This window comes from Mesorhizobium sp. P2_F5, assembly GCF_056403715.1.
In genome coordinates this window covers 267,333-291,088 of record NZ_JBFUEY010000001.1, presented here as the reverse complement: position 1 = coordinate 291,088, position 23,756 = coordinate 267,333, and the positions used below count along the sequence as shown (strand labels likewise).

The 23,756-nt window shown below is 62.8% G+C and carries 17 protein-coding genes; 12 read left to right on the top strand and 5 right to left on the bottom strand.

Annotated features, from left to right (window positions below):
* Window positions 1-175: 175 nt before the first annotated feature.
* Window positions 176-1,081, bottom strand: coding sequence for a branched-chain amino acid ABC transporter permease (locus AC1DYO_RS01365; protein WP_477259563.1), 906 nt, complete (start codon window positions 1,079-1,081; stop codon window positions 176-178).
* Window positions 1,082-1,176: 95 nt separating this feature from the next.
* On the opposite strand from AC1DYO_RS01365, the gene AC1DYO_RS01360 reads away from it, so the two are divergent.
* From AC1DYO_RS01360 to AC1DYO_RS01335, 6 genes are all read left to right on the top strand, one after another.
* Window positions 1,177-1,788 (top strand): CGNR zinc finger domain-containing protein, encoded by a 612-nt coding sequence (locus AC1DYO_RS01360; protein WP_477259561.1) that lies wholly within the window; start codon window positions 1,177-1,179, stop codon window positions 1,786-1,788.
* On the top strand, window positions 1,781-2,308 hold the full coding sequence (locus tag AC1DYO_RS01355) for a hypothetical protein (RefSeq protein WP_477259559.1): 528 nt from the start codon (window positions 1,781-1,783) through the stop codon (window positions 2,306-2,308). Before AC1DYO_RS01360 ends, AC1DYO_RS01355 begins: the two co-directional genes overlap by 8 nt.
* 218 nt (window positions 2,309-2,526) lie before the next feature.
* Window positions 2,527-5,997 carry an indolepyruvate ferredoxin oxidoreductase family protein gene (locus AC1DYO_RS01350; RefSeq protein WP_477259557.1) on the top strand — a complete coding sequence of 1,157 codons (3,471 nt, stop codon included), beginning with the start codon at window positions 2,527-2,529 and terminating at the stop codon, window positions 5,995-5,997.
* A 106-nt stretch (window positions 5,998-6,103) separates the two neighbouring features.
* The gene (locus AC1DYO_RS01345) at window positions 6,104-8,446 is read left to right on the top strand and encodes a putative bifunctional diguanylate cyclase/phosphodiesterase (protein WP_477259556.1); all 2,343 of its coding nucleotides are present in this window, start codon (window positions 6,104-6,106) and stop codon (window positions 8,444-8,446) included.
* Between the two features lie 171 nt (window positions 8,447-8,617).
* On the top strand, window positions 8,618-9,385 hold the full coding sequence (locus tag AC1DYO_RS01340) for an N-acyl amino acid synthase FeeM domain-containing protein (RefSeq protein ID WP_477259554.1): 768 nt from the start codon (window positions 8,618-8,620) through the stop codon (window positions 9,383-9,385).
* A gap of 106 nt (window positions 9,386-9,491) precedes the next feature.
* Window positions 9,492-9,641: a DUF3096 domain-containing protein gene (locus AC1DYO_RS01335; protein ID WP_477259552.1), complete on the top strand. Its 150-nt coding sequence runs from the start codon at window positions 9,492-9,494 to the stop codon at window positions 9,639-9,641.
* Window positions 9,642-9,649: 8 nt separating this feature from the next.
* Here AC1DYO_RS01335 and AC1DYO_RS01330 read toward each other — a convergent pair whose 3' ends face one another.
* Window positions 9,650-10,465 (bottom strand): alpha/beta fold hydrolase, encoded by an 816-nt coding sequence (locus tag AC1DYO_RS01330; protein WP_477259550.1) that lies wholly within the window; start codon window positions 10,463-10,465, stop codon window positions 9,650-9,652.
* Between the two features lie 259 nt (window positions 10,466-10,724).
* Between AC1DYO_RS01330 and AC1DYO_RS01325 the strand changes: the two genes are divergently transcribed.
* From AC1DYO_RS01325 to AC1DYO_RS01300, 6 genes are all read left to right on the top strand, one after another.
* Entirely contained in the window at window positions 10,725-10,949 is a 225-nt protein-coding gene (locus AC1DYO_RS01325; protein WP_112563740.1) for an aa3-type cytochrome c oxidase subunit IV, read from the top strand.
* Window positions 10,950-11,030: 81 nt separating this feature from the next.
* A complete protein-coding gene (locus AC1DYO_RS01320; RefSeq protein WP_477259548.1) occupies window positions 11,031-12,308 on the top strand; it encodes a Re/Si-specific NAD(P)(+) transhydrogenase subunit alpha in 1,278 nt (425 codons plus the stop codon).
* Window positions 12,308-12,739, top strand: coding sequence for a proton-translocating transhydrogenase family protein (locus AC1DYO_RS01315; RefSeq protein ID WP_477259546.1), 432 nt, complete (start codon window positions 12,308-12,310; stop codon window positions 12,737-12,739). The genes AC1DYO_RS01320 and AC1DYO_RS01315 overlap by 1 nt, the downstream gene beginning before the upstream one ends.
* 11 nt (window positions 12,740-12,750) lie before the next feature.
* Window positions 12,751-13,296, top strand: coding sequence for a hypothetical protein (locus tag AC1DYO_RS01310; RefSeq protein ID WP_477259544.1), 546 nt, complete (start codon window positions 12,751-12,753; stop codon window positions 13,294-13,296).
* A 1-nt stretch (window position 13,297) separates the two neighbouring features.
* On the top strand, window positions 13,298-14,695 hold the full coding sequence (locus tag AC1DYO_RS01305) for an NAD(P)(+) transhydrogenase (Re/Si-specific) subunit beta (RefSeq protein ID WP_181056650.1): 1,398 nt from the start codon (window positions 13,298-13,300) through the stop codon (window positions 14,693-14,695).
* 131 nt (window positions 14,696-14,826) lie between these two features.
* Entirely contained in the window at window positions 14,827-16,281 is a 1,455-nt protein-coding gene (locus tag AC1DYO_RS01300) for a hypothetical protein (protein ID WP_477259542.1), read from the top strand.
* Between the two features lie 36 nt (window positions 16,282-16,317).
* Here the strand turns inward: AC1DYO_RS01300 and gyrB are convergent, their stop codons facing one another.
* The 3 genes from gyrB to AC1DYO_RS01285 form a co-directional block, all read right to left on the bottom strand.
* The gene (gene gyrB, locus AC1DYO_RS01295; RefSeq protein WP_477259540.1) at window positions 16,318-18,789 is read right to left on the bottom strand and encodes a DNA topoisomerase (ATP-hydrolyzing) subunit B; all 2,472 of its coding nucleotides are present in this window, start codon (window positions 18,787-18,789) and stop codon (window positions 16,318-16,320) included.
* A 145-nt stretch (window positions 18,790-18,934) separates the two neighbouring features.
* Window positions 18,935-21,565: a caspase family protein gene (locus AC1DYO_RS01290; RefSeq protein ID WP_477259538.1), complete on the bottom strand. Its 2,631-nt coding sequence runs from the start codon at window positions 21,563-21,565 to the stop codon at window positions 18,935-18,937.
* 101 nt (window positions 21,566-21,666) lie between these two features.
* Window positions 21,667-23,754 (bottom strand): caspase family protein, encoded by a 2,088-nt coding sequence (locus AC1DYO_RS01285; protein ID WP_477259536.1) that lies wholly within the window; start codon window positions 23,752-23,754, stop codon window positions 21,667-21,669.
* Window positions 23,755-23,756: the final 2 nt, after the last annotated feature.

Here is a 23,756-nt window from a genome sequence, read left to right as displayed (position 1 = left end):
CGCGCCGGCTCCCCTTATTTTCCGTCGCGCCGCTGTGGCCCAACGGTATGCCGCGCGTGGTTCGGCGGGTCAACATGGCATGGGCGCGATCAACGCCGTTGTGACTTGAGGCAGGGGATAAAGTGCCGGCCGGCTGCTACGTCATGCAACCAAAGTCTGACGCCGGATGCGGCGGTCAGGCGATCTTCTGCTGGTCGCGGCCGGGACCGATCAGCACAAGTGCCGCGACCAGGAACAGATACATCCAGCCATCGCGCCATTCTATCGGGAAATAGCCGGCCCATAGCGATTCGGCCATGCCGAAGGCGGCGGCGCCGAGCGCGGCCCGCGGCGGCGAGAGATAGCCGCCCACTGCAGTCACAAACAGGATTTTCAGCCCGTAGACGAGGCCGGAGCCGAAGCTGACATTGCCGTAGTAAAGGCCGGCCATGACGCCGGCCAGCGCGGCGCAGAACCCGCCGGACAGCACCGCATGCCGGAACACCTTCCGCACGTCGACGCCGCACATCGCCGCCGCCTTGGGATCATCAGAGACGGCGCGCCAGCGGCGGCCGAAGCCTGAGCGGGCAAACGCCCATGCGGCGAGGATGATTGCCGCCAGAACTATCGCGCAGTCGATGAGCTGGATGAGAGTCAGCGTCGCCTTGAAGCTGGCGTCCTGAGCAAAAACGATAGGTTGCGCCAGCATCGGCGGCAGCCACCAGTCATGCGTGTCGGCGGCAATGCGGCTTGCTTCCGACAGCACCAGCAGAATGCCAAGCGTTGTCACCACGATCGCATTGGGCGTTCGGTCGGCCAGCGGTTCGAAGACGCTGCGCGACAGTACATGGCTGATCAGTGCGGCATAGAGGAAAGCCGTAACGACGCCGAGCACCACTGCCGCCAGCAATGTCAGCCACAGCACCTGATAGCCGAAGGCCACGGTCAGGATCATCGTCTGGCCGCAAAAGGCGAACAGCGCGCCATAGGCAAGGTTGGTCCGGTGCAGGATGCCGTTGGTCAGGACGTAGCCGAAGGCGAGCAGCGCATAGAGCGCGCCCGAATGCAGCCCGTTCAGCACCTGCTGGAAGAAATAGAGCATAGACAGCTTTCCAGGCGGCGGAGCCCGCGCCCGAGGCAAGGTTTGCATTGTAGAATCTAACTTGTCAAATGCGATTTATCGGTTAGATTTCTGACATGACGGTATCCTGGACCCCTCATCGCTTCACCGGTGGCATTCTTGCGCTCGACACGGCGAACACCGTGGTGCTGCGCAACGATCCGGAAAAAACCTTCGACCGGTTTGCCGATCCGGCCGAGATCGCGCGTTTTGCCGATGCCGCTAGCGGTTTTCGCGGCGCCGAGCTTGGCGGCAGGCGGCTGGAGGCGGGCTCGCCGGACAGGATCGCGCCGGTGGTGCTGTCGATCCGCGAGACCACCGACCGCCTGTTTCGTGGTGCCGTGTCGAAAGGTGCGCTTGCCGCCGGCGATCTAGCCCATTTTCTCAAAGCCTGCGCCAGCGGCCTCGATCGGAGCCCGGTCGAAATCGGCGCCTCGGGAAGGCCGTTCGGCGATCCGGCGACACCGATCGCCTTTGAGGCGGCGCTGGCGGTTTCAGCCTTGTCGCTGCTGCGCGACGGTACGGTTTCCAGGCTCAGGATCTGTCCCAACTGCAGCTGGCTGTTCGTCGACAGAAGCCGCAATTCCAGCCGCCTCTGGTGCGACATGGCGGTTTGCGGCAACCGCCAGAAAGCAAGCCGTCACTATCGCCGCCGCCGCACGGCGGCTCACGAGGTCAAGAATGCCTAGGGTTTTCCGTTCGATCCTTGTCGGCGCAGCACTCATTGCCGCCGTTGCGCTCGGCGCCTGCCGCGATACCGGCGGCGATGGCAAGCTGTTCGAGGTTTCCGGCAAGGTCGTCGTCTTCAACTATCGTCTCGCCCGGGCGACCTATGTCGTGACGCTGCGGCCCCTGCAGCCGATGGGCGAAGGCCAGGTCGCGGTCGCCAGTTTTCAAAATCCGGCCGGCGGTCCTCCCCTGGTGGTCGAGCAGAAGGTCTGGCCGAGACTCGACAAGGTCAGCCTGGAGAGCCCGGCGCTGACCTGTATCGTCAAGGACAAGCCCTATGCGATCTCCATCAGCATCAGGGGTCCTGACGGCACGTTCCTGCAGAAGATCGACACCACGCTGATCTCGACAGAGGACCAGTCGATCCTGCCCGACCGGCCGCTGGTGGTCGACCAGCTCTATACTGCCAATCCTGACCTTGCCGGCCACCCCGACGGCAAGCTGCCCGGTGAGCCCAAGCCGGATTGCTCGAAAGGCTGACGCGTCTTTGCCCGGTGCGATTGCGTGGAAATTTTCGGTCGCCGGACAACCGCCGCAGATAGGATTCGTGACAGATTGGAGATCGTAACGGATCGTTCGTTGCGCTTTGCCTGGCACTTTCGATTTCGTTTGACCTGCCTTGCAAGCAGAGAAAGACTGCGCCATCTCACTCCTACGTTGGCTGCGCCCCCCCGCCGCCTCCGCAGAGGAAATGCCTGATGACGCTGCACGACGTCGCGCTCGACGACAAGTTCGATCTTGGTAAGGAGCGCATCTTCCTGTCCGGCGCGCAGGCGGTCATCCGCATGCTGTTGATGCAGCGCGAGCGCGACCGCCGCGCCGGCCTCAACACGGCCGGCTTCGTCTCCGGTTATCGCGGCTCGCCGCTCGGCGGCCTCGACATGCAGCTGTGGCGGGCAAAAAAACAGCTGGCGCAGGCCGATATCGTCTTCCAGCCCGGCCTCAACGAGGAGCTTGCCGCCACCGCCTGCTGGGGCTCGCAGCAAACGGAATTGCTAGGCGAGGGCACGCATGACGGGGTGTTTTCGGTCTGGTACGGCAAGGGGCCGGGTGTCGACCGTTCGGGCGATGTCTTCCGTCACGCCAACCTCGCCGGATCGTCCAAGCATGGCGGCGTGCTTGCGCTGATGGGCGACGACCACATGGCCGAATCCTCGACCAACGCGCACGCTACCGAATTCCTGTTCATCGACACCATGGTGCCGATCCTCAACCCGGCCGGTGTCCAGGAGATCATCGACTACGGTCTGTACGGCTTTGCCATGTCGCGTTTCGCCGGCACCTGGGCAGCGATCAAATGCGTCAAGGACAACATCGAGTCGACGGCCTCCGTCGATGCCGCGCTCGAGCGGCTGAACATCGTCGTGCCGGAGTTCGACATGCCGCCCGGCGGCCTCAACATCCGCCATGAGATCGACATGCTCGGCCAGGAGGAGCGGCTGCATGAGCACAAGCGCGCCGCCGCGTCCGCCTTCATCCATGCCAACGGACTGAACCGCATCATCTATTCCGGCGGCCGCAGCCCGAAGCTCGGCATCATCACGCTGGGAAAGAGCTATCTCGATGTCCGCCAGGCGCTGGAAGACATCGGCGTCGACGAAGCCGCCGCCAACCGGATCGGCATCCGCCTGTTCAAGGTCGGCTGCCCGTGGCCGCTCGACCTGCAGCATATCGCCGAATTCGCTCGTGGCCTCGACACCATCGTCGTCGTCGAGGAGAAGCGCTCGCTGATCGAGGTGCAGTTGCGCGAAAACCTCTACGGCACCGCCACGCAACCGGCCATCGTCGGCAAGAAGGACGAGCGCGGCGACTGGCTGTTCCCGGCCAAGGGCGCGCTCGATCCCAATGAGATCGCCATTGCGCTGGGCGAGCGGATCCTTCGCACCATCGGTCCCTCGGAAGAGATCGCCGCGAAGGTGGCAAAGCTGCGCCAGTTCCAGGCGATGCTTGCCGACACCAGCGATATCGGTTCGCGCACGCCGTTCTTCTGCTCCGGCTGCCCGCACAATTCCTCGACCAAGGTGCCCGACGGCTCGATCGCCGCCGCCGGCATCGGCTGCCACTTCATGGCGCTGTGGATGGATCGCAACACGGTCGGCTTCACCGCCATGGGCGGCGAGGGCGCGCAGTGGGTCGGCCAGGCGCCGTTCTCCAAGCGCGAGCACATTTTCCAGAATCTCGGCGACGGGACCTACAACCACTCCGGCACGCTGGCGATCCGCTTCGCGCTGTCAACCGATGCCAACATCACCTACAAGATCCTCTACAACGACGCCGTCGCSATGACCGGCGGCCAGCCTCATGAGGGCGGCCTGACGGTGGACATGATCGCCAGGCAAGTGCGTGCCGAAGGCGTCGACCGCATCGCCATCGTCACCGACGAGCCGGACAAATATGCCGGGAAGGCCGAGTTCCCGGCCAGTGCTACCATCCATCATCGCGACGACCTCGATCTCGTCCAGCGCGAGTTGCGCGACGTCAAAGGCGTCTCGGTGCTGCTCTACGACCAGACCTGCGCGGCCGAAAAGCGCCGCCGCCGCAAGCGCGGCACCTTCCCGGATCCGGACAAGCGGGTGTTCATCAACGAACTGGTCTGCGAGGGCTGCGGCGATTGCGGCGTGCAGTCGAACTGCGTCTCGATCCAGCCGGTCGAGACCGAGTTCGGTCGCAAGCGCAAGATCGACCAGTCGAGCTGCAACAAGGATTTCTCCTGCGTCAACGGCTTTTGCCCGTCCTTCGTCACCGTCCACGGTGCCAAAATCAGGAAGGCCGAAGGCATTGCCGGCCGGACCGATCCGCTCGACGGCGTGCCGGTCCCGGCTGAATTCCCACTCGGCAGCGAGGGCTGGGCGGCGATCATCAACGGCGTCGGCGGCACCGGCGTCGTCACCATCGGCGCGGTGCTCGGCATGGCCGCTCATCTCGAGAACAAGGGCTGCGGCATGATCGACATGGCCGGCCTCGCCCAAAAGGGCGGTTCGGTGTTCACCCATGTCCGCATCGCCCGCACCCCCGACGATATTCATGCCATCCGCGTTTCGGCGGGCAAAGCCGACCTAGTGCTGGGCTGCGACCTGGTCGTGTCCGGCGCCAAGAAAGTGCTTGGCGCGGTGCGCGAAGGCCATACCATCTTCCTCGCCAACACCGCCGAGATCATGCCCGGCGAATTCGCCCGCTCGGCCGATTTCTCGCTGCCGATCGAACGGCTGAAGAAGGCGATCCGTGCTGCTGCCGGCGACGACAAGGCGCATTTCTTCGACGCGACGCGAACCGCCACGCAATTGTTCGGCAATTCACTCGGCGCCAACATGTTCATGCTCGGCTTCGCCTTCCAGCATGGCGGGCTGCCGCTGTCAGCCGAAGCCGTTGAAAAAGCAATCGAATTGAACGGCGAAGCGGTGGCGATGAACATCGCCGCGTTCCGCTGGGGCCGGCGCGCCGCGCATCAGCCGGAGTTCGTGCGCGGCCTCATCGCGCAGCCGGGCAAGGCCGTGCCGATCGCCCAGACGCTGGACGACGTGATCGCCCGCCGCGTCGCTTTCCTCACCGCCTATCAGAACGCCGCTTATGGCAAGCGCTATGCCGAAAAACTGGCCGTTTTGCGTGCCGCTGAGGTAAGGGCCGTGCCCAGTTCGACCGCGGTCACCGAGGCGGCGGCCAAAAACCTGTTCAAGCTGATGGCGATCAAGGACGAATACGAGGTGGCGCGGCTCTACACCGACGGTTCCTTCGCGACGGAACTGTCAAAACAGTTCCAGAGCTACGAAAAGCTCGAATTCCATCTGGCGCCACCGATCATGGGCAGGCACGGCAATGACGGCAAGCCGAGGAAATCGAGCTTCGGCCCGTGGATGATGAAGGGTTTTCGCCTGCTGGCGGCGCTGAAAGGCCTGCGCGGCACGGCTTTCGATCTGTTCGGCTACAGCGCGGAGCGGCGCATGGAGCGACAGCTTCTGGCCCGTTATGAGGCCGATCTCGAGCTTATCGCGGCGGCACTTGCACCGGGCAGGATCGAGGCCGCCGTAGCGCTGGCCTCGGTGCCGGCGCTCATTCGCGGCTATGGCCATGTCAGGCAGGCCAGCGCCGAAAAGGCCGATGGCGAGCGCAAAAGGCTTGTCGAGCGGCTGGCCAACACGCCGGCGCGGCCTGAACTCCAGGCCGCAGAGTGACGCCTTGTTTACCTGAACAAGAATTTCCCCGGCTTACGCCGGGGTAGCCGACTTGACGACAGACGCCGAAACGGCATCTCTAAACCTTTCTTAAGGCGAATGTGCCATGACTGCGGTTCGTGCGACACCGCAGGCCATGCAAGAAAACAAAGCCGCAGAGATAGGTGAGGACGTCTATGCTGGGTTCGTGCGATCGTTGTTTAACGATCCCGGGATCCTGCTGATTGGCGCGTTTTGCCACGGCCTCATCGGTGTTCTCGTTTATTTTACCTCAGGGCATCCAGCCTATCTTGCACTGGCCGCGCTTATGCTTGCGGCCGGCCTTTACCGTTACTACGGCATCCGCAAAGGCCTGCGCGTCGGCAGTTTCGAGACCTATGAACAAGCCAAGAAGTGGGAGCGCTACTACCTGGTTGGCGGCACCATCCAGGCTTTTTTCATGGGGTTTTTCTGCTTTACCTCGATCTATCTCATTCCCGACGTCTTCGGGGAAAGCGCTGCCATTGCCGTCATAATGGGCTCGACGGTGACCATTGTCGGCCGCAATTACGGCTCCAAGACCATGGTCGCGGTGCAGGCTTTCACGGTCGTGCTGCCGATCGCCGTCGGGCTGATGCTCAAGGGCCATGTCGGCGATTTCATCCTCGGCCTCTATATCGTGCCGTTCATCTTCATCATCACCCGCATGGCCAGCCACGTTCGCACGGTGCTGTTCAACGCCATTTCGGAGCGCAAGACGGCGGCCAGGCTCGCCGAGCGCTTCAACCGCGCACTCAATACCATGTCGCATGGCCTGGTCATGCTCGGCCCCGACGGCAAGGTCTTGGTCGGCAATGCCGAAGCCGCGCATCTGATGTCGTTGCGCTCGCCGGACCAGCTGCTCGGGCGATCGATCCATTCCCTGCTGCTGCGCGGCGTTGCCGGCGGCATGCTGGCGCCCAAGGACTGCCGCTATGTCGAGGCGCAGCTGACGCGCGCACTGCGCGAGGGCCGCGACCGCAAGGTGCTGGTCTCCTTCTCCAATGGCCAGTACTTCGAGTTCTCTGCCCGCGAGGGCAATCAGGACCTCGGCGTCATTACCTTCGAGGACGTCACCGCCCGCGTCGAGGCCGAAGAAAAGATCCGCTTCATGGCGCGCTACGACAGCCTCACCGGCCTGCCGAACCGCGCCTATTTCCATGAGCTGGTCGGCGAAGCGATGGCGTCAGGCAGCCGCGACCGCCTGTGCGCGCTGGCGGTGATTGATCTCGACGATTTCAAGAGCGTCAACGACACGCTCGGCCATCCGGTCGGCGACGGGCTGATCTACGCCGTTGCCGAACGCCTGGCGGCCGTCGCCGGACAAGGTGTCAATGTCAGCCGCTTCGGCGGCGACGAGTTCATGATCTTCTTCGACCGCGTCGAGGATGAAAGCCATCTGACCGGCCTGCTCGACCAGATTTTCGCCGATCTGCAGGGCGAGGTCGATGTCGCCGGCCATGGCCTGCGCATCCAGGCCAGCGCCGGTGCCGTGCTGTCGAAGGTCGAGGACACCGATGTCGACGCCATGATCGTCAAGGCCGATCTGGCGCTCTACAAGGCCAAGGAACTCGGCAAGAACAACTGGCGGCTGTTCGAGGCTGCGATGGACGCGGCGTTCCGCAACCGCCAGCTGATGAAGGCGGATCTGCGCACCGCCGTTGAAGGCAAGGCGCTGCGGGTGGTCTATCAGCCGATCGTGGCGATGAGCACCATGCGCATCGCCAGCTGCGAGGCGCTGTGCCGCTGGGATCATCCCGATCTCGGGCCGGTTTCGCCCAGCGTCTTCATTCCGCTGGCCGAGGAAATGGGCATCATTTCCGAGATCAGCACTTTCGTGCTTGAGGCGGCCTGCGTCGAATGCGCCAAATGGCCCGGCCAGACCAGCGTCTCGGTCAATCTTTCGGCCAAGGATTTCCGCAACCGCGACGTCGTCCAGAAGGTTGCCGATGCGCTTGCTAAATCGGGGCTCGCCGCCGGCCGCCTGGAGATCGAAGTCACCGAAACCGCCCTGCTCGACGACAAGTCGCTGACACGCCAGTATATCGAGGAAATGAAGCAGCTTGGGGTGCGCATCGCGCTCGACGATTTCGGCACCGGCTATTCAAGCCTGAGCTATCTCCACAAGCTGCCGCTCGACAAGATCAAGATCGATCGTTCGTTCCTGATGGACGTGACCCAGAACAAGCGCTCGCTCGACCTGTTGAAAGGCATTGTCGACCTGACCCGCGTGCTCGGGCTGTCCGTCACCATCGAGGGGGTGGAAACCTTCGAGCAGCTGAAGGTCCTGGTGCATTCGGTGAAGCCGGATCTTGTCCAGGGCTTCCTGTTTGGCGCGGCACTCAGCGCCTCGGGCATCGAAACCATGTCTAATGTGACCTGGCCTTTCGCAGCGGAGCTGCGACCGGTGGCAAAACTCGCCACGCCCTGACTTTACCGTGATTAATTTGCGCTTGAAAAGCCCGTCTAAAAGGCGTTGTATTGTCTAGGCGTTAACCCTTTGTTAAGGTTAACGTTCAGTAAACGCAGACGATTTAAGTTTCATCTTCTTGTTCCTGCGGTCGTCCGGTATTGTTCTCCTGCGGCGGTACGAGGGGAAGTAATGGACACGCATCAGTCAGGCCTGCCTTCGGGTGCGGCGGTCAAATCCGAGCCGATTTCCTTGTTCGCCCGCAATGTGCTCGACGTTCTGGAGCGCATCGAATACCGGCGCTGCGAAAGCGGCGAGGATCTCGAAGCGATTTACCGGCTGCGCTACAAGGCCTTTCACACGCATGGCCTGCTTGACACCATCGTCGAACAGAAGCTCGCCGATCATCTTGACGAGGCGCGCAACTGCTACTGCTTCGGCGTCTTCATGGACGGCGAGCTCGTCAGCACCGTCCGGCTCCATCACCTGACCCGCGAGACCCCCGAGGCGCCGATCATGACGGTTTTCGGTGACCGGTTGCTGCTGCGGCTGGCGCGAGGCGAAACCTTCATCGACCCGAGCCGACTGGCGATCGATCCGCAAATGTCGTCGGCCAACCGGGCCCTGCCTTATGTCACGCTGCGGCTCGCGGTCATCGCCAACACCTTCTTCAACGCCACCAGCTGCATTTCGATGATCCGCGAAGAGCACACGGCGTTCTACCATCGCATCTTCGGTTCGGTGCAGGTCGGTGAGCCGCGCCTCTATCCGCCTTTCACCATGCCGATCTTCTTCTATGAATCGATCTGCGAGCAGAACATGGCGCCGACGCTGCAGCGCTTCCCCTTCTTCCAGTCGACGGCGCTGGAGCGGCGCATGCTGTTTGCCAAGGCGCCGGCCGGCGAGTTGGCGCCGCTGACCATCCTGCCGACCGCCAAATATTTCCGCGAAGCAGCGTAACGCCGGCAAAGCTCACGAAATTTAGCGCGTTGGTTCTGGAGCTTTCCGGCCGCTTCGGCGTTCTGGATGACGCGGCGCCTGACGCGTCCATCGAAAGGAACCCGACATGCACATTTCCACGCTTGCGCTCACCCCGCTGATCTCGCTGATCGCCGGCGTGCTGATCCTGGTGATGCCGCGGCTCCTCAACTACATCGTCGCCCTCTATCTGATCGTCGTCGGACTGCTCGGACTGTTCCCGCATCTGGCCGGCTGAGAGAAACGTCAGCCGGCGAAAAAGCGAAGCGCCGCAGCCACTATCGCTTCCGGGGCGTCTTCCTGCATGAGATGGCCGGAGTCAGGAACAAGTGTGAGGGCGCAATCCGGCAGCAGGGCGGCGAGCGTCTTGCCACTGTCCGGCGATATCCAGTGGTCCTCCTGTCCCCACAGAAGCGACACCGGGCAACGAAATTCTCGGTAGCGCTGTTCGACCTCGTCGGTGAAGCATTGGTCCATCTGGGCGATCTGGCGATAGAAGGCCGGCTGGCCGACAGGCCCCATCCAAGGCGCGATGTAGGGCTCAAGCTCGCTATCCGATAGTGGCCCGTAGGCTGCACCCGAAATATAGGCCTTCAAGATCGCCGCCTGGATGTAATCCGGCGTCCCCGCAAAAGCGGCCTCATGTTGCCGGACATGCTGGACAAAGGGCGAGCCCCAGGGACGCACGGCAACCGGGTCGATCAGCAGCAGCCGCTCATAGCCGCAACCGTCGATCAGGTGCGCGCGCAAGGCCGTGGCGCCGCCGAAATCATGGGCAATGACCTTCGGCCGGTCGAGCTTCCAGAAGGCTAGCATTGCCGCCAGCGCCTTGTTCTGAATGCCAAGCGAAACATCCTGACCCGTCCGTTTCTCGGACCGCCCATAGCCCGGCAGGTCGTAGAAATAGAGTGTGTGGTCACGGGCCAGTTCCGGAGCGACCCGGTGCCAGACATGCGAGGAAAACGGCGTTCCGTGGACCAGCACGACGGGCGGACCGGAGCCGGTCGTACCCCACGCGATGCCGGTGCCGTTCCAGTCAAATATCCGTGTCGGCGAGATCATGACGCATCACCGTTCGGCGGGAGCATCAAGCGATGATAGTCGCGCATCCTGTCGCCAGGAACGTGAAATCATCGGTCCAACTGCAATGGCATTGGCGAGGTCGCCTGAGGCGGCCGCAAAACCGGCTTCAGCGCAGCCGTGCTGACCGCTTTCAACATTCCTTTGAGGCTGTTGTCGCTGGCTGTGCGGCAATAGCGCCATTGCTCTTGGCCCGGCTTTTCGCTATGTGCCTCAAAGATGTCTTCGAAGGGGTATTCCTATGGCTGATCACACGCCGACCGGTCCTGTCGAACTGGGCGCGAAGATGGACTATGCGGAGCACGACCGCACCTATCACGGCTTTCTGGCACTGGCTAAATACGGCTCGCTGTTCTGCGGCGCCCTGCTCCTGGCCATGGCTTTCGGCTTCTTTGCAGGCGGCTTCTTCTCGGCGACCATCCTGTTCGTGCTGATCCTGGCCGTCGGCGCCTTCATTCTCCGATAGACTTTCAGACCCTTCGTCCGACGCCGCCGGACATCCGGCCGGTGACTTGCGCGAACAGGTTCCAGCCGAAAGGATCATGCGGTGGGACAGACGGTTTTCATCCCTCGTGAGCTCGACGCCAACGAGCCGCGCGTTGCCGCCTCGCCCGATACGGTGAAGCGGCTGGCAGCGCTGGGCCTCGACGTTACCGTCGAGACCGGCGCCGGGACCAGGTCGCGCATTCCCGATGAGGAATTTGCCAAGGCCGGTGCCGCGATCGGCAAGGCTGCGGATGCCGGCAAGGCTGATGTGGTGCTGAAGGTGCGCCGTCCCACGGATGCCGAACTGAAAGGCTACAAATCGGGCGCCGCGGTCATCGCCATCATGGATCCCTACGGCAACGACGCCGCGGTCGCAGCCCTTGCCAAGGCAGGCGTCACCGCCTTCTCGATGGAATTCATGCCGCGCATCACCCGCGCCCAGTCAATGGACGTGCTGTCGTCGCAGGCCAATCTCGCTGGCTACCAGGCAGTGATCGACGGCGCATCGGAATATGACCGGGCGCTGCCGATGATGATGACGGCGGCAGGCACCGTGCCGGCGGCGAAGATCTTCATCATGGGTGTCGGCGTTGCCGGCTTGCAGGCGATCGCCACGGCGCGCCGCCTCGGCGCCGTCGTCACCGCTACCGACGTTCGTCCCGCCGCCAAGGAACAGGTCGCCTCGCTCGGCGCGAAGTTCCTCGCCGTCGAGGACGAGGAGTTCAAGGCGGCCGAGACCGCCGGCGGCTACGCCAAGGAAATGTCTAGGGAATATCAGGCCAAGCAGGCGGCCTTGACCGCAGAGCACATCGCCAAACAGGACATCGTCATCACCACGGCGCTGATCCCCGGCCGGCCGGCGCCGAAGCTTGTGTCGGCGGCGATGGTCGCCTCGATGAAGCCGGGCTCGGTGCTCGTCGACCTTGCCGTCGAGCGCGGCGGCAATGTCGAAGGTGCCGTTCCAGGGCAGGTGGTTACCACGGCCAACAATGTGAAGATCGTCGGACACCTAAATGTCCCCGGCCGCGTCGCCGCGTCGGCTTCTCTGCTTTATGCCCGCAACCTGTTCGCTTTCGTGGAAACACTGGTCGACAAGACGACCAAGACGCTCGCCATCAATCGCGACGACGATCTGGTCAAGGCAACCATGCTGACCGACGGCGGCAAGATTGTGCATCCGGCCTTCGCCAAGGCGGCGGAGCAGCCGCATGTCGAACCGGCGGCCATCCCGGCCAAGACCATGGTCGCTGATGCCGCGCCGAAGAAGGCCGCACCGAAAAAGGCGTCCGACAAAGCCACTGCCGGCAAGTCCGCCGCCAAGCCGAAGGGGATCGCGTGATGGATCAGACCTTGCAGAAAGCCCTCGACCAGCTCGACCAGGCAAGTGCCGCTGTCCGGCTGGCGGTGCAGAACCTCGCCAATGCGCCCGGTGGCGCCGAGGCGGCGGGTGATGCCGCGCACGCCCTGTCCGGCGGCGCCATCGATCCTTTCGTCTTCCGCTTCGCCATTTTCATTCTGGCGATCTTCGTCGGCTACTACGTCGTCTGGTCGGTGACGCCAGCGCTGCACACGCCTTTGATGGCGGTCACCAACGCGATCTCCTCGGTCATCGTTGTCGGCGCGCTTTTGGCTGTCGGTATCTCGGCCTCCGGCATTGCCACCGGCTTCGGCTTCGTCGCGTTGATGTTGGTCTCGGTCAACATTTTCGGCGGCTTCCTCGTCACCCAGCGCATGCTGGCGATGTACAAGAAGAAAGAGAGCGCCAAGTAGGCGGCCGACACATGGGAGGGATCGCACGGCTCATCGTGGTGGCATTGGCGCTCGCTTTCGCGAGCGGCATCGTTGCCGCGCGCCCGCTGACGGATAGCGAACGCTCGGGCCTTGCCGATACGGTTGCCACGTTTGATGCCGCGATGCGCGGCGCTGACTATGCCGCGGTGTCCAAGACCATCCCGCCAAAGGTTCTCGGCTTTATCGCGAACAAGGGCGGGATGGACGTCGAGAAGCTGCGCGAAGTCGTCATAGAGCAGATGACGAAGGCGCTGGCCGAGGTCAAGATCGAGGCGTTCAGCATGGATCTGGCCAATGCCGAGTACCGCGAGCTGCAAACCGGCGAACCCTATGTGTTGATCCCTACCGAGACGATCATTAACGCAGGCGACAAGGGCCGGTTCAAGGCGAAAGCGCAGACGCTGGCGCTTATCGATGACGGCAAATGGTATCTGCTGCGTGTCAATGAGGACAAGCAGGTCACCATCATGCGTCAGGTTTATCCGCAATTTGTTGGCGTCGAATTCGACAGCGGTTCGGTGGAGGCTTTGAAGTAACATGAACGCCAACTTTGCGTCGTTTCTCTATCTGGTCTCCGGCGTCCTGTTCATCATGGCGCTGCGCGGCCTGTCGCATCCGACCACCAGCCGCCAGGGCAACATGTACGGCATGATCGGCATGGGTATCGCCATCGCCACCACGCTGGCGCTGGCCGTTCCTTCGGCCGGCGGCTTCGGCCTGATCGTGCTTGGCCTGGCCATTGGCGGCGGCGTTGGCGCCGTCACCGCGCGCCGCATCGCCATGACCTCGATGCCGCAACTGGTCGCCGCCTTCCACTCCCTGGTCGGCCTCGCCGCCGTGATGGTGGCGGCTGCCGCTATCTACGCGCCGGAAAGTTTTGGCATCGGCACCAACGGCGACATCCACGCCCAGGCGCTGATCGAGATGAGCCTTGGCGTTGCCATCGGCGCCATCACCTTCACCGGCTCGGTCATCGCCTTCCTGAAGCTCGACGGCCGCATGTCCGGCAAGCCGATCATGATCGGCGGCCGCCACTTCATCAACGCCGCACTCGGCATCGCGCTGATCGTGCTGATCGTGCTGCTCGTCACCACCGAGGCCAAGCTGGTGTTCTGGCTGATCGTCGCGGCGTCGCTGGTGCTCGGCGTGCTGCTCATCATCCCGATCGGCGGCGCCGACATGCCGGTGGTCGTCTCGATGCTGAACTCCTATTCCGGCTGGGCCGCGGCCGCGCTCGGCTTCACGCTCGGCAATCTGGCGCTGATCATCACCGGCGCACTGGTCGGCTCGTCCGGCGCGATCCTGTCCTACATCATGTGCAAGGGCATGAACCGAAGCTTCATCTCGGTCATCCTCGGCGGCTTTGGCGGCGAGACCGCGGCAGCCGCCGATGACGGCATCGAGCGCACGGTCAAGCAGGGCTCGGCCGACGATGCCGCCTACCTGATGATGAACGCACAGAAGGTCATCATCGTGCCCGGCTACGGCATGGCGGTCGCCCAGGCGCAGCACGCGCTGCGTGAAATGGCCGACAAGTTGAAGGCCAACGGCGTCGATGTGAAATACGCCATCCACCCGGTTGCCGGCCGCATGCCCGGCCACATGAACGTGCTGCTCGCCGAGGCGAATGTTCCCTATGACGAAGTGTTCGAACTCGAGGACATCAACTCCGAATTCGCGCAGGCCGACGTCGCTTACGTCATCGGCGCCAATGACGTCACCAATCCTTCGGCCCGTGACGACAAGTCATCGCCGATCTACGGCATGCCGATCCTCGACGTCGACAAGGCGCGCACCTGCCTGTTCGTCAAGCGCTCGCTCGGCTCCGGCTATGCCGGCATCGACAACACGCTGTTCTACAAGGACGGCACCATGATGCTGCTCGGCGACGCCAAGAAGATGACCGAAGAGATCGTCAAGGCGATGGATCACTGAGCCGGCGAGCGCCGCAACCCACAGGAAACGCCCGGCTCCATGTCGGGCTTTTTCTTGGCCAGACGGCGGTTTCAGCGTTACGATGATGCCTTCCCGTCCTGTCGGCGGGATTACCGTCAACGGAGACGTTGGTGCCCAAAGCTGTCAAATCGCCGGCTTCCAAAAAAGCCTCGCACAAGCCCAGCCAGGCGGTTGTGATCGTGCATGGCATGGGCGAGCAGCGGCCGATGGATACGCTGCGCGGCTTTGTTCAGGCGGTCTGGAGCGGCGACCCGACCCGCGCTCCGCCTTATGCCCAGATCCCTGATCCGGCTGCCCCCGGCACCACGATCAACCAGAGCTGGATCACGCCCGACAGCCGGACCAAGTCGCATGAGCTGCGTCGCATCACCACGCCTTACGATGTCGATGGGCGCCGCACCGATTTCTACGAGCTCTATTGGGCCGACATCACGCAAGGCACGACGCGTGGCCGGCTGGCCGCCTGGGTGACGAACCTGTTGTGGCGCAAGCCCGCCGACATCCCACCCGACGCCCGCAAGCTCTATGTCGCCACGCTTTTGATCGTCATCCTGATTCTCGGCGCGGCGCTGGCGCTGGCGACATCGGTCTGGCAACAGGCCGTAACCGTGACCACCGGCCTTGTGGTCACCGCTTTCGCTTCTCTTGTCATCTGGGCGGTCGACCAGTTCGCGCTGCCCTATTTCGGCGACGTCGCCGCTTATGTGCGCGCCGAGGCGGGAACGGTCGAGAAGCGCGCGTTGATCCGCGACCGCGGCCTGACGCTGCTCAAGACGCTCATGACCGACGACCGCTACGACCGCATCGTGCTGGTCTCGCACAGCCTGGGGTCGATCATCGCTTACGACCTGCTGCAGATCTTGTGGTCTGAGTTCCGGCCACGAAAACTGGAAGCCGTCCGGGACAAGGCGAAACTGGAAGCGGTCGAGGCCAGCGACAAGGCAACGCTCGGTTCCGATGGCTCGACGTGGCCCGCGAGCCTTGGGGATCTCGCCGGTTTTCGACGCGGCCAGTGGGCGCTGTACCGGCAGCTCCGAACCAAAGACGCCGACCACCCGCTGCCGTGGAAGATCAGTGATTTCGTCACGCTTGGCAGTCCGCTGTCTCATAGCGAATTCCTGGTGACCTACAATCTCGCCGAATTCAGGCGCGGCCTTGCCGAGCGGCTGTTCTCGGCCTGCCCGCCGATTGCCGACGGCGGCCAGGCCGGCGGCACCGTGCTTTATCAGGAAGGACACAGCCCCGCAGGCAAGGCGCAGCGCGCGGTGCATCATGGCGCGGTGTTCGCGGCAACGCGCTGGACCAACGTCTTCGATCGCGGCAATGGCTGGGCGACAGGTGATCCGATTTCCGGACCGATGACGGAAAATTTCGGCCCCGGCGTCGAAAACATCCAGGTCGAGCTCAAGGGCTCGCTCGGCCGCGTCTTTACCCACACGCTTTATTGGTCATCGACGGCAACCGGCAGCGAGGTCGCGCCGCCTGTAGGCGCCACGCCGCGCTCGCATCTGCAAGTGCTGCGCGACGCTGTCGACCTCGGCCGCAAGCTGGAACCAAAAGCCTAACCCCGGAGCTCTGCTCCGGCGGCAAGGCGCCCGGCGTCAAATATCCAGATTGGCCACCGACAGGGCGTTGTCCTGGATAAATTCGCGCCGTGGTTCGACCTCGTCGCCCATCAGCCTCGAAAACAGCGAGTCTGCATCGGTCGCATCATTGACCTTGACCTGCAGCAGCGAGCGCACATTCGGGTCGAGCGTGGTTTCCCACAGCTGCTCGGCATTCATCTCGCCAAGGCCCTTGTAGCGCTGCATGGTCAGGCCCTTGCGGCCGGTCGCAAACACCGCGTTGAGCAGCGCCAGCGGCCCCGAAATGGTTTCGGCGACATCCTTGCGGCGCAGCACCGGCGGCTCGCCATAGACCTCTGTCAGGCGCGGCGCATAGCGGTCGATCTGGCGGGCGTCGGCCGAATTGATCAGCCCGGCGTCGATCTGCGCGAATTCCTTGACGCTGCGCACCGTGCGTTCGAACACGTAGCCGCCGACACCTTCATTGGAGGTCGACAGCCGGCCGGTCCAGCCGCGCTCGGTGTCCTCGGCAATGATGTCGAGGCGCTGGGCGACGCGTTCGGCCATGGCGTTGGCGCGGCCGAGGTCGTTCAGCACGTCGGCATTGAGCGCGCCGGCGATCGCCGCCTGTTCGACCACGCCTCTGTTGTAGCGCGTGTGCAGCCCGTTGATGAGCTGGCGCACCGCCAGCGCATCATCGATGGAGCCGCGCAGATCCTGTCCGGCTCGCGCTTCGCCGGAGGCAAGCGTCAGCGACGCCTCTTCCAGCCCCGAACCGATCAGGAACTCCTCGAAGGCGCTTTCATCCTTGATGTATTGCGAACTCTTGCCCCGCGTCACTTTGTAGAGCGGCGGCTGGGCGATGTAGAGATGGCCGCGCTCGATCAGCTCCGGCATCTGCCGGAAGAAGAAGGTGAGCAGCAAGGTCCTGATATGGGCGCCGTCGACGTCGGCGTCGGTCATCAGGATGATCTTGTGATAGCGCAGTTTGTCGGCGTTGAACTCGTCCTTGCCGATCGAGGTGCCGAGCGCGGTGATCAGCGTGCCGATCATCTCGGAGCCGAGCATGCGATCGAAGCGCGCGCGCTCGACATTGAGGATCTTGCCACGCAGCGGCAGGATCGCCTGGTTCTGCCGCGAACGGCCGCCCTTGGCCGAGCCGCCGGCCGAGTCACCCTCGACGATGAAGATTTCGGATTTCGCCGGGTCGCGTTCCTGGCAGTCGGCCAGCTTGCCGGGCAGCGAGGTGACGCCGAGCGAGCTCTTGCGGGTGATATCGCGCGCCTTGCGCGCGGCTTCGCGCGCCGCAGCCGCCTGGATCACCTTGTCGATGACCACCTTGCCCTCGGTCGGGTGTTCTTCCAGCCATGTGCCGAGCGCCTCGTTGACCAGGCCTTCGACCACCGGGCGGACCTCTGACGAGACCAGCTTGTCCTTGGTCTGCGAGGAGAATTTCGGATCGGGAACCTTGACCGACAGCACCGCCGTCAGGCCCTCGCGGCAATCGTCGCCGATCAGCGCCACCTTTTCCTTCTTGGTCAGGCCCGAGGACTCGCCATAGCCGGTGATCTGGCGCGTCAGCGCGCCGCGGAAGCCAGCCAGATGGGTGCCGCCGTCGCGCTGCGGTATGTTGTTGGTGAAGGCCAGCACGTTCTCGTGGTAGCTGTCGTTCCACCACATCGCCACTTCGACGGTAATGCCGTCGCGCTCGGCCTTGATGGCGATCGGCTTGTCGATCAGCGGTTTCTTGACCCGGTCGAGATATTTGACGAACTCTTCCAGGCCGCCATCATAGTGCAGCTCGTGGCGCACGACGTCAGCATGGCGGGCATCGGTCAAAACGATGCGCACGCCCGAATTCAGGAAGGCAAGTTCGCGCAGCCGGTGCTCCAGCGTGCCGAAATCGAACTCGACCATTGTGAAGGTCTCGGACGACGGAAAGAAGGTGATCTCGGAGCCGCTGCGCCCTTCATAGGTACCGGGCTGCTTGTTCTGCTCGTAGCTGCCGGTGGCCTTGAGCGGCGCATCCGAATTGCCATGCGTGAAGCTCATTTCGAAAATCTGGCCGTTGCGGCGGATTTTCAGCTTCAGCCAGGCCGACAGCGCGTTGACCACCGAGACGCCGACGCCGTGCAGGCCGCCCGACACCTTGTAGGAATTCTGGTCGAATTTGCCGCCGGCATGCAGCTGCGTCATGATCACTTCGGCCGCCGAAATGCCCTCACCGGTGTGGATATCGGTCGGAATGCCGCGGCCATTGTCGATAACGGTGACCGAACCGTCGGGATTGAGCGTCACCGTGACGAGGTCGGCATGGCCGGCCAAAGCCTCGTCGATGGCGTTGTCGACCACCTCATAGACCATGTGATGCAGACCCGAGCCGTCATCGGTGTCGCCGATATACATGCCCGGCCGCTTGCGGACGGCGTCCAACCCCTTCAAAACCTTGATGGAATCGGCGCCGTATTCGGCTTCGACGCCGTTGGTGTTCTCGGTCTGGTCGCTCATGAAAACCTGTTGTCTAGATGCCGTTTTTACAGCGCGAAAAATCGGCCCCGAATCGCGCCTCTGATATGGCTTAGATATAGGCGCTAAAGGCGGTTTTTCCAAGGTTTGCGGGGATTTCGGGACCGAATCCCCACCTGGCAGCCGGCTATTTTTTCCGGGCGTTGGAATGAGCCAGAAGGTTGCGCAGATATTTGATCATGAATTTGTCTCCGGGCGCCAGCCGGCCCGTATTGTCAAGGTCCTGCGTCAGCTTCAGCGCCTTGGTGAGCGCCGCCTTCGGATCCCTCGCCACATAGGCATAGGCGACGTAGGCGCGCGCCAGATCGATTTGCCAGACCGCATTGTCCGGATCGGACTGGGCCAATTTCTGGGCAATGGCGAGGCTGGCTTCGAAGGCCGCCTTGGAACCCTCAAAGTGACGTCGGTCGGTTTCCAGATAGCCGATCTTTTGCAGGGTGATCGACATATCGCGTTGCCAGTTCGAATTGGCAGGATCGAGCTTGGCCAGCCGGTCGGCTATAGCAAGACTATCCTGATAGTTTTGCAGAGCACCGCCGGCATCGCCCTGCTCCCTAAGCACCTCGGCGACCTGTTCGAGACACACCGACAGGTCGCGCTGCCAGTCCGTGTTGCCGGGATCGATGGTGGCAAGGTCGCGCGCCGTGGCCAGCGCCTGCTGGAAGGACTCCAGCGCGAGCGGCCAATCCTTCTGGTCGCTGTAAGCTTTGCCGATCTTGGCGTAACCGACCGACAGGTCGCGCTTCAAATCGGTGTCGTTTGAGTCGCGGCGCACAAGCGCTTCGGCGATCACCTGGCTCTTGTTGTAGGCGTCGAGCGCACCGGCAGCGTCGCCTCGCTCGCGCAGAACGTCGCCGATCCTGGTGTAGCTGACGGAGACAGCGCGCTGGTGCTTGGGGTCATCGGGGTTGTTCTGCGCCAGCGCCAGCCGAATTCTCAGGCTCTCTTCGAATGCCGTCTGGGCGCCGTCGAGCTGGCCGGCGGTGCGGGCAAGATCGCCGATTTCGTCATAGGTAATGGTCAGGTCGCGCAGCAGATAGGCGCTGTTCGGCTCCGCATCGGCCAATTGCTGCTTGATCGCCAAGCTTTGCTGATAGGCTTGGGCCGCCGCACCCACATCGCCTTGCGTCGCCAGCACATTGCCGATCTTGTCGTTGGCCATGGCCAGATCGCCGAGCCAGGCTTTTTTGTCCGGAACCCTTGCAGTCAGATCCTGCAGCATGTCCCGGGCCGCCTCATAGTTTTGCAGGGAGGCCGGCAGGTCGCCTTGCTCCATCTTGATGTTGGCAAACTTGATATGGCCGATGGCGAGATCGCGTTTGACGCTGGGGTCGGTTTCCTGACGCGACCGCTGCTCGAGGTTGGCCAGCAGTGCCGTAAAGGCGCGGCCGGCTGCTTCGACATTGCCGACCGTCGTGTAGAGGATGCCGAGTTCCTCCATCGTGCGGCTCTGGCGGTCGGCCTGTTCCAGGCTGAGCGAAGTCTGCCCGGCCTCGCCGTAGAGCGACAGCACCGTTTCATAGTCCTTGATGGCGGTAGCATAGTCGAGCCCGGCGCGCGCCGCGCCGCCTGACAGAAACCGCGTCGCGGCCTCGGAAAGGGTGCGGCTGACGAATTTGGATTTCAATGTGTTGCGCGAGACATTGTCGATGTCGGCGGCCTTGGCAAGGATCGCGCGTGCGCCATCGAAGGCGCCGAGCGACAACTGCTCCTCGGCCTGGCGGCGCAGCTCCGTCACCGTCGGATCATCGGCGGCAAGTGTCCTCATGTCGTCGCGCACCTTGACGAAGGCGTCGGCAGCCTCGCGCAATTTGGCGTCCAGGCTTTCGCCGGAGAGATGGCTGGTGTCGGTGCTGATCAGCGCGCCATAAAGCGGCGCCAGCGGCATATCGGCGTCGCTGGCGATCCGCTCGACCGCGCCGCGCATTTCCGGCGTGACGTCGGCCATGGCAAGCAGCAGCCGCTCGCGCTCCGGCAATTGCTCCTTGGCCGCCGAGGCAAAGAACAGCTTCGGCAGGCCGTTCTCGACATAGGGCAATTGCTTGCCGCGGCTGAGGTCATAGACCTCCTGCTGCACCAGCGTCAGCACAGAGCGGATCTCGAGGCCGTCGGTGCCGAGATATTTGGTCAGCGCCGCCGTGAAGGGCGAGTTTGCGCCGGTACCGTCGGCGGCCGTCTCGCCGGGCGCCGCCGAAAAGGCGAACAGGATGTTTTCCGCCTTGCCGACGCGCCCGAGGCCCGGCTTGATCTTGTCCACCAGATCCTTGATCAGCGATGTCGCGCCGCGTCCGTCGCCACTGCCGACCGTGAACGGATCGCTGCGGCAGGCGTCGAGCACGATCAGCCCGACCTTTGCCGTGTCGGCAACCGCGTCGCGCACCTCCTCCAGCGGCAGGCTGGTCTTCTCCAGCTGGTCGAGCGAGGAGGCGTCGGCGTCGACCGGCAACAGCCGGTTGTCGCCGGATATCTCGACGCCGTGGCCGGAAAAATACACCAGCGCCACATCGGCGCCCTTGGCGTCTTCGCGAAAATCGTCGAGTGCGCGGCGCATACGCCGGAGATCGCGGTTGGTTTCGAGAACGACTTCGAAGCCGAGCTTCTTCAGCGCCGCTTCCATCGCCTCGCCATCGTTGACCGGATTGGCCAGCGGCCGCACCAGCCGGTAGTCGTCATCGGCAATGACCAGCGCCACGCGCCGCTCCGCCACCACAGTAGCGGTGGTCGCAAGCATCAGCAGCAAGGCAAACAAAAACCGCAAGTCGAACCGCCCCCGGCTCAGTCGTTTGCCGACCATTCCATCGGTTTGTGGCGAGGGCAAGTCTGGGTCTAAAAGCCGCCTAAGGACGGAGATATATCAACCTAGTTGCCAGGCTTGCAGAAATTAGCTTCGGCGGCCTCCCAGAAGGTGAAGAATTTTGCAGTGTCAGGCAACCCCATCATGGACGTAACGTCCGCCACGCGCCGATTGTAATTAAAACACGGCCTGAGCAGGGAAAGAGTTCTCGCCGCATACGTGGCGCCATCGACCGTGACTCGTCGTCCTGAGCGAGGAGTGATCTCGTCGATCAGTTTCTCTGAAATCATGTCCTTCGTGGCCTTATTGACCGTTTTGGCATACAGATCAACGATCCTGTTGCCACTCTCAATTCTGTCTGGGCCAGTAAAATCCGATATCAAACTCGCAAGGTTAAATTCCGTAGCTTGATCCTCGGACAGGCAGCTGTAGTCGGCATATTCGCCGGGGTTCTCAACGACTTTGCTGTCGAGAAGTTTATAGCCGAACTCTCTATCGGCGATAAGCTTTCCTCTCATTTCAGTAAACAATTGCTCGGCGAGGCTGTCATCGCTCCCCGTGTCGATCACCAGATTGTACGGGTCTTGTTTGGAGAATCTTGTGAAATCGACACGTCTCTGAATCATTCTCCGGATATTTGTCGCGTATGATTTAGCAACATCGCAATCTGATACAGAAAACAGTAAGACGCGCCATTTTCCCAACGCAAGACTTTCAATCGGGCCGGCCTTGGGCTTGGGCGGCTCCGGATCAGGATCGTCGTCATCCGGTGCCGGTGGCGTCGGCTGCGGCAGGACCACGACGACCTCCTTAAGCACGGGGGAGCCCAGACGTGCGAGGCGGATAACATTACCCCACGTCAGCTCATAGTCCCCCCGCTGATCGCCGATGTTAACCGCTACCAGGCCGAGATAGAGCAGAACCGCCAGCGACAGCATCGCGATCCCGATTCGTCGTTTCCATGACCACCGCGGTGGCGGATTGGCTGGAACTGCGTCTTGTTCCGAAGCCTTAAGCTCGCTCTTCTTGGTTGAGGGCTGTGCAACTCCCTTGCCTACGACGTTCGCGGTGGCTTCCGCACTGCTGACGCCAGTATTCTGTTGGTCAACAAGGGACGGTGCCGGTTGGACCCGCGCCAAATAAACGTCGAGAGCTGCCTGCAGTTTGTCCCGCAGCTCAAAATCCCGTTCCTTGCCCTGCGGGTCAGTATTAAGGCGGCCCTCGAAGGCAGTCTGAACAAGTCCGGCCTGATAGGCATCCTTTCCGCCCAGAACCTTTATCAGCTGATCGATGGCGAAGTTGCGCTCGGTGAGGTTCTGGCTGACCAACTGGTCGAGCAGACGCTGATCCAGCGGCTTGCGCACATTCGGATTGCTGCACAGAACCAGAGTGTCGCTCTGGTTGAATACGGTCAGCTCAGGGGTCGTCTCCACACCATCGCGATTTCGGTGTTCGCGAATGTAGTCGTGGATGTCGGAGACCGTGATGTCCTTGCTGTCGGGAGCGGCATTCCCCGTGGAAATCGCATCGACGATCAGGCCGGTGTAGATCGACTTTGCGGTCTTGGTTTCCGGATCGATCTCCTCGAACGCGCTTTGCCCCGATTGTGACGCCGCCAGTATGTAGGTGCCGGTGCCTACCGGCAGAAAACTGTCGCGCACCAGACCAGCGTCATAGGCAGCGCTGCGCGCCCGCAACGTTCCGTCTTCGAACACGGCGCCGGCATGACAGCAATCGAGGATCAGCACTTTGCGGCGGGATGCCGATTTGGACATTTCATCGAGGATGAACTGGGCCGGCAGAGCGGTGGCGTTCAGCCGCTTGATCTGGGTCTTTCTGACCGCCAGATAGAGCCGGCCGTTATTGTCCCGCACGCCATGTCCGGCAAAATAGAGCAGCAGCAGATCGTTCTTTTTGGCGTCGGCGAAGAGATTGCTGATCGCCAGCCTGAATTCATCGGCGCTGATGTCGAGTTGCGGCGGGGCGACATCGAACCCGCCGATCGCGGGGTCGGACAACAGCGCGCCAAGTTTCTCGATATCGGTTCTGGGTGCCAGGAGCGGCGTTATGGCCGGGTCGACATACGCACTGTTGCCGACCAGCAGCGCCTTGCGGCTGGGATGTGCGCCGTCTCCTTTTGTGCCTTGGCTCATGC